The following is a 5,869-nucleotide window of genomic DNA, read 5'->3' on the forward strand; positions in this document are numbered from 1 at the left end:
ATGCCCGTAAATGCGGCGCAGCGGCCCTGGGGATATCACTGAACCGGTAAAAAATTGATAAACAACAAGCTCTGCGCGTAATTCAGGCCAATACGCCGGTATCGCTCATCAAGCATCTGCGCCAGCAGGTCCAGCCGCGCCACGATCTTGCCGAACTCCACGGCAAAACTCAGGTTACTGCCCTCCTCCGAGATTTCGTTGGAAAACAGCAGCAACACACCGTTGGCATCCTGGCGCTGGCTGAGCATCCAGGTGGCTTTCTCGATATTGCGCGCAGCGTTGTTGACGAACAGCGGGTCGATCGCATCGGTCATGTAGAACTCGGTGCGCCCGCCATGGGCGGTGATCATCATGCTGCCGATGGCATAGATGAAGGCCCCGACGCGATCCCCACGAAACTCAGGGCTCAAGGCATAACTCAAGGCCGCCAGATCGCGCCGGTCGCTGAGCTGGGCCAACGGTTGACGCTGCTCGATGGCCAGGCGGATCTGCCGCTCGGCCGTGGCTGCATCCAGGTAGCCGGACTGTTTCCACTGATTGGGATTGCGCAGGTACAACTTGTTCATCAAGCGGTACAGGCTCTGCAGGTTGTCACGCATCGCCAGGCTGGCCATGCGGTCGACGCTGGTCTGGAACAGTTCGCTGGGCTTGCCCTCACCAAACTGATTGACGATATCGCGGCCCTGCTGCTGGGTGCATGCGCACAGGGCGATCAGGGCGCCTGCCAGAAGCAGGCGGGAGCAAGGTCGTAAGGCTGGGGCAAGCATTGGCACCGGGTCTGAGATCAACGACCGGGGCGCCAATCGACCCAGCCTGACCAGACATAGAGCGCCGGAATCGGAAAAAGTGCGATGCCGACGCCCAATCGGCCTTACATGGCGTGACGCAGCCGCTCCACCATCTGCGCATGCAACGCCGGATCACCGCACGCCACCACACAGCCACCCTGTTGCGCCGAGCTACCATCCCAGGCAGTGATCACCCCACCCGCGCCCTCAATGATCGGCATCAACGCCTGCACGTCATAGGGCTGCAGGCTCGCCTCGACGATCACATCGACAAAGCCGGACGCCAGCATGCAATAGGCATAGCAGTCGCCGCCATAACGCATCAGTCGGGCTTCGCCGGCCACCGTTTCGAACGCAGCCTTGCGTTCGGCCGTGTCGAACATGTCCGGCGTGGTGCACATCAAGGTCGCCGAGGCCAGGTCGGCGCACGCGCGGGTCTTCAATGGCGCGTCACCCAACCAGGCGCCTTGCGGCGTGCCGACGAAACGCTCGCCGGTAAACGGCTGGTTCATCACCCCAACGACCGGCCGCTGACCGTCATTGAGGGCGATCAAGGTGCCCCACAGGGGCAGCCCGGTAATGAACGCGCGGGTGCCGTCAATCGGATCAAGCACCCAGGTCAGCGGGCTGCTGCCAATGGCCACGCCCTGTTCCTCACCGAGAATACCGTGCTCGGGGTAGCGCGCTTCGATCAACCCACGCATGGCGTCTTCTGCGGCCTTGTCGGCCACGGTCACCGGGTCGTAGAGCCGGCCACCCTTGTCCTCGACATCCAGGCTGGCGCGAAAATACGGTTTGATCGCCACCGCGGCGGCATCGGCCAATTGTTCAGCGAATACACGGAATTCGCTGATCTGTTCAGCGCTCAGGGACATGGCAGCAGGCCTCTTGGAGTGATGGGGCAGGCATCATACCCGAGCGCATCAGTGGATGGCGTCGAGAACACCCTTCGCGCAAAGGCCACTATAATGCCACTATCAGGACTTCATTTAACCGTCATCCAATCGTTGTACTAGGATACCAAGCACTCCCGCCGCGTTTGCTGCAGTCCAGGATCGCGACCTGCACCCTGGCGGGATATCAGCACTTCTGCCTCATGGACGACACGATGAATTCACACTTGCTCTACCCGCAAATCGGCAAAGTCATTGCCAGCACTGGCAGCCGCCAGTTCCCACGCATGCTACACGAGCTGATCCATGCTCACCTGAACATCGACGCTCTACAGATTCGCCAACTGCACGATGAGCCCACGACCTGCGATGCCACGTCGAGCTTGCTCAGCGAGACGGTGTTCTCTTCGCAAGAGCGGGCCGACGAGGATTTTCGCGACCCCTCCCGGCAGCATCTGATCCGCCGCAAAGACAACTCCCGCTACGCGATTCATGTGCTGCGTGCTGATTCGGCGTACGGCTTTTCGGCGCTGGAGCGCAGCCGCCTGGAAGATATCTCGCCCTTGTTGCTGCCCATGCTCGAGAAGCACATCAATGCCCTGCAACCCATTAGCCCTGAGCAACAAGCGCCGCAGAGCCTGGAGCAACGCTTTGTCGAGCGCCTGGCCCAATTGGGGCTGAGCCTCTCTCAGCGGGAACGTGAGGTCTGCCTGGGGCTGCTGGCCGGCCACACTGCGCCGGAGCTGTCGCAGCGCCTGGCGCTCAAGGCCAACACGGTGGAGAGCTATTTGCGCCGGGCGGCGATCAAGCTGGGCATCAGTGGCCGGCATTCTTTGATGCGCTGGATGTACGGCGAAGGCTGAAACCTTGTAGGAGCGGCCTTGCCGGGGCGCCGGACCGGTCGGAAAGGGCTGCAGAGCAGCCCCGGCAAACTCAAGCCAGACCCCATTTGAAGCCTCAATCCCGCGCCAACGCCTCGATCGGGTCCAGGCGCGCCGCATTCCTCGCCGGTACAAAGCCGAACAGCACGCCAATCAACGTCGAACAGGCAAACGCCATCACGATCGATCCTGGCGAAAAGACCATCTCCCACTGTTTGACGAACACCGCAAACAGATAACCGATCCCGTACGACAAGCCGATCCCGATCACGCCACCGATCAGGCAGACCATTACCGCCTCGACCAGAAACTGCTGGCGGATATCCGACTGGCGCGCCCCCACCGCCATGCGGATACCAATCTCGCGGGTCCGCTCGGTGACCGACACCAGCATGATGTTCATCACGCCGATACCGCCCACGACCAGCGAGATCACCGCAATCAGCGACAGCAACAGGGTCAGCGAGCGGCTGGTCTTTTGCACGGTCTGCATGATGCTGTCGAGGTTGTTGGTGAAGAAGTCCTTGCTGCCATGCCGCTGCAGCATCAACTTGTTGACCTCTTCTTCAACCCGTTTGCTCGGCATGCCGTCCTTGATGCGCACACTGATGCTGTCCAGGTGACGCTGGCCGAGCACACGCCCGGCGGCAGTCTCGTACGGTACCCAGACATTCAGGGTGCTGCTGGCAACGAACAGGTTCTTGTTCTCGGCGGTTACGCCGATCACCGTGCACGGCAGGTTGCCGACCAGGATCACCTGCCCCAGCGGATCGGCGCTGCCGAACAGGCGCTTGCGGGTATTGTGGTCGATCACCACCACCTGGGCCTGGCGGCGGGCATCGTCGGCGCTGAACACGATCCCGGCCGACAACGGCAGGTTGCGCACCTGGAAGTAACGTTCGCTGACGCCGTTGAGCTGCACATCGACATCCAGGTTGCGGTAGCGCACCAGCAAGCTGCGGCCAATCACCGGCGTGGCGCTGTCGACGTAGTACAGCTGGTTCAGCGCGGCGACGTCGGCCGGCACCAGGGTTTCGATGGACTTGGCCCGGCTGTCGCCAAAATTGCTCCCCGAAAAGATGTCGATGGTGTTGCTGCCGATCGCTTCGATGTCCTTCAGCACATAGCCCTTGGCGCCTTCACCGATGGCCGAGATGGACACCACCGAGGTAATCCCGATGATGATCCCAAGCATGGTCAGCAAAGTGCGCATACGGTGCGACACCAGCGCGATCCAGGCCATCTTGAATGCCTCGCGGAACAGGCCGAGGCTGGCCACCAGCCGACGCTTGGCGGGCGCTGGCGGCGCCGTTTCGCGAGCAGGCGCGCGGGCAACCTCCGGCACATTGCGCCGGTCGGCGATGATCTGGCCGTCGCTGACCTCGATGATCCGCTGGGCATTGGCGGCGACCTTGGGGTCGTGGGTAACGAGAATCACCGTGTGCCCGGCGCCATGCAACTCGAGGAGAATGTTCATCACCTCCTTGCCACTGGCGGTGTCGAGGGCACCGGTGGGCTCGTCGGCAAGGATCACTTCACCGCCATTCATCAAGGCCCGGCAGATACTCACCCGTTGCTGCTGACCACCCGAGAGCTGGTTGGGCCGGTGCGACAGATGCCCGGCCAGACCCAGCCGCCCGAGCAGGTCACGGGCGCGCTGGTCACGCTGGGCCTGCAGCGTCCCGGCATAGACTGCGGGGATCTCGACGTTGCGCACGGCGTCCAGGTGGGGCAACAGGTGGTAGCGCTGGAAGATGAAGCCAAAGTGATCACGGCGCAGCGCGGCCAAGGCGTCGTCGTCGAGGTCGCGGGTTTCCTGCCCGCTGACCTGATAGCTGCCGGCGCTGGCATGATCCAGGCAACCAAGGATATTCATCAGCGTCGACTTGCCTGACCCCGAAGCGCCGATGATCGCCACCAGTTCACCGCGGTCGATCTGCAGATCGATGTCCTTGAGCGCCAGAAACTCCCGGTCGCCGGCAACAAAACTGCGCCTGACGCCTTGCAAACGCAGCAGCGGTTGGCCGCTGCCGGCAGGCACCGCCAGTTGCGGGTCGAGCTCGACCGTCATGTTCATGCTCACGCCCCCGCCTCGCCCGACACCGGCTCACCGATCACTACCCGGTCACCTTCGGCCAGACCGTCCTTGATCTGTACCTTGACGTTGTTGTTGATCCCGGCCTGAACGTTACGCACCTGAGCGAAGCCCTTGGCGTCCAGCACCCGCACCGCGTAGCTGCCATCGGCGCCACGCGAACCGAGCGCCGCCACTGGCACGGTCAGCACGCCTTGCGCGGTGTCGAGCACGATGCGCACCTGGGCCGTCATGGCGATGCGCAAGCGGTGCTCGGGGTTGGGCACTTCAAACAGGGCGTTGTAGAACACCGCCGTGCTCTGCTTGGCCCCGCCCGCACCGCTCTTGTCGGTGCTTTCGGTGTAGTTCTGCGGTGCAGGCTCAGTGCCGCGCAGCTTGGCGTAGTAGCGCTTGTCTTCGCCAAGGATGGTGAAGTACACCTGTTGCCCCGGGGTGATGTGAATCACGTCGGCCTCGGACACCTGGGCCTTGACCGTCATGGTGTCGAGGTCGGCCAGTTTGAGCAGAACCGGAGCCAGCTGGTTGGCAATCACCGTCTGGCCTTCCTGGGTGACGATGCCCACCACATGGCCGTTGATTGGCGCGCTGATGCGGGTGTAGCCCAGGTTGACCTTGGCCGTGTCGATCTCGACTCTGGCGCTCTGGATCTGTGCGTCGAGCGAGCGCACATTGGCCTGCTGCACCTCGAAGTCGGATTCGGCGCTCTCGAAGTCCTGACGCGAAATCGACTCGTCGGCCTGCAGCTCGCGGTAGCGCTCGTAAACTCGCCTGGCCTGCTTGAGCCTGGCCATCGCCGAACGGCGCTCGGCCTGCAGTTTTTCCTCATCGACTTCGGCCTGACGCAGGGTGTTGCGCAGCACCAGCGGGTCGATCTCGGCCAGCCACTCGCCCTCGCTCACCTTGTCGCCGAGCTTGACCTTGAGCGTCTTCAACTGGCCGGACACCTGGGCACCGACATCTACCTGGCGAATCCCCTCCAGGGTGCCGGTGGCCAGCACCGCGTTTTCGATGTCGCCACGTTCGACCGTGGCGGTGATGTATTGCGGCGCCTTGGCCGGTGCCTGCACGGCGTACAGGGTCACCCCAGCGACGAGGGCCGCAGCGATGCCGAAACCAATCCTGCGAAATGTGCTCTTGTCCATAACCACCTTGATTCCTTGAGAACCGCGAGCCTTGTGCGCACAGCGGCCGATCGCCGCTGTGCGCACAAGG

Annotated in this window: 5 protein-coding genes; 1 reads left to right on the forward strand and 4 read right to left on the reverse strand. The window is 62.8% G+C overall.

Annotated features, from left to right (window positions below; translation table 11 throughout):
- Nucleotides 1-35: 35 nt before the first annotated feature.
- A complete protein-coding gene (locus tag J3B00_RS16460) occupies nt 36-767 on the reverse strand; it encodes a hypothetical protein (protein ID WP_209868788.1) in 732 nt (243 codons plus the stop codon).
- Between the two features lie 104 nt (nt 768-871).
- Complete coding sequence (gene hisN / locus J3B00_RS16465; RefSeq protein ID WP_209868790.1) at nt 872-1,663, reverse strand: histidinol-phosphatase; 792 nt, start codon at nt 1,661-1,663, stop codon at nt 872-874.
- A gap of 233 nt (nt 1,664-1,896) precedes the next feature.
- Between hisN and J3B00_RS16470 the strand changes: the two genes are divergently transcribed.
- Nucleotides 1,897-2,544, forward strand: coding sequence for a helix-turn-helix transcriptional regulator (locus J3B00_RS16470; RefSeq protein WP_209868792.1), 648 nt, complete (start codon nt 1,897-1,899; stop codon nt 2,542-2,544).
- 94 nt (nt 2,545-2,638) lie between these two features.
- Here the strand turns inward: J3B00_RS16470 and J3B00_RS16475 are convergent, their stop codons facing one another.
- The gene (locus J3B00_RS16475) at nt 2,639-4,639 is read right to left on the reverse strand and encodes a MacB family efflux pump subunit (RefSeq protein ID WP_209868794.1); all 2,001 of its coding nucleotides are present in this window, start codon (nt 4,637-4,639) and stop codon (nt 2,639-2,641) included.
- 2 nt (nt 4,640-4,641) lie between these two features.
- Complete coding sequence (gene macA, locus J3B00_RS16480) at nt 4,642-5,799, reverse strand: macrolide transporter subunit MacA (protein WP_209868796.1); 1,158 nt, start codon at nt 5,797-5,799, stop codon at nt 4,642-4,644.
- Nucleotides 5,800-5,869: the final 70 nt, after the last annotated feature.

Source organism: Pseudomonas sp. BP8 (assembly GCF_017875955.1).
Lineage (GTDB): Bacteria > Pseudomonadota > Gammaproteobacteria > Pseudomonadales > Pseudomonadaceae > Aquipseudomonas.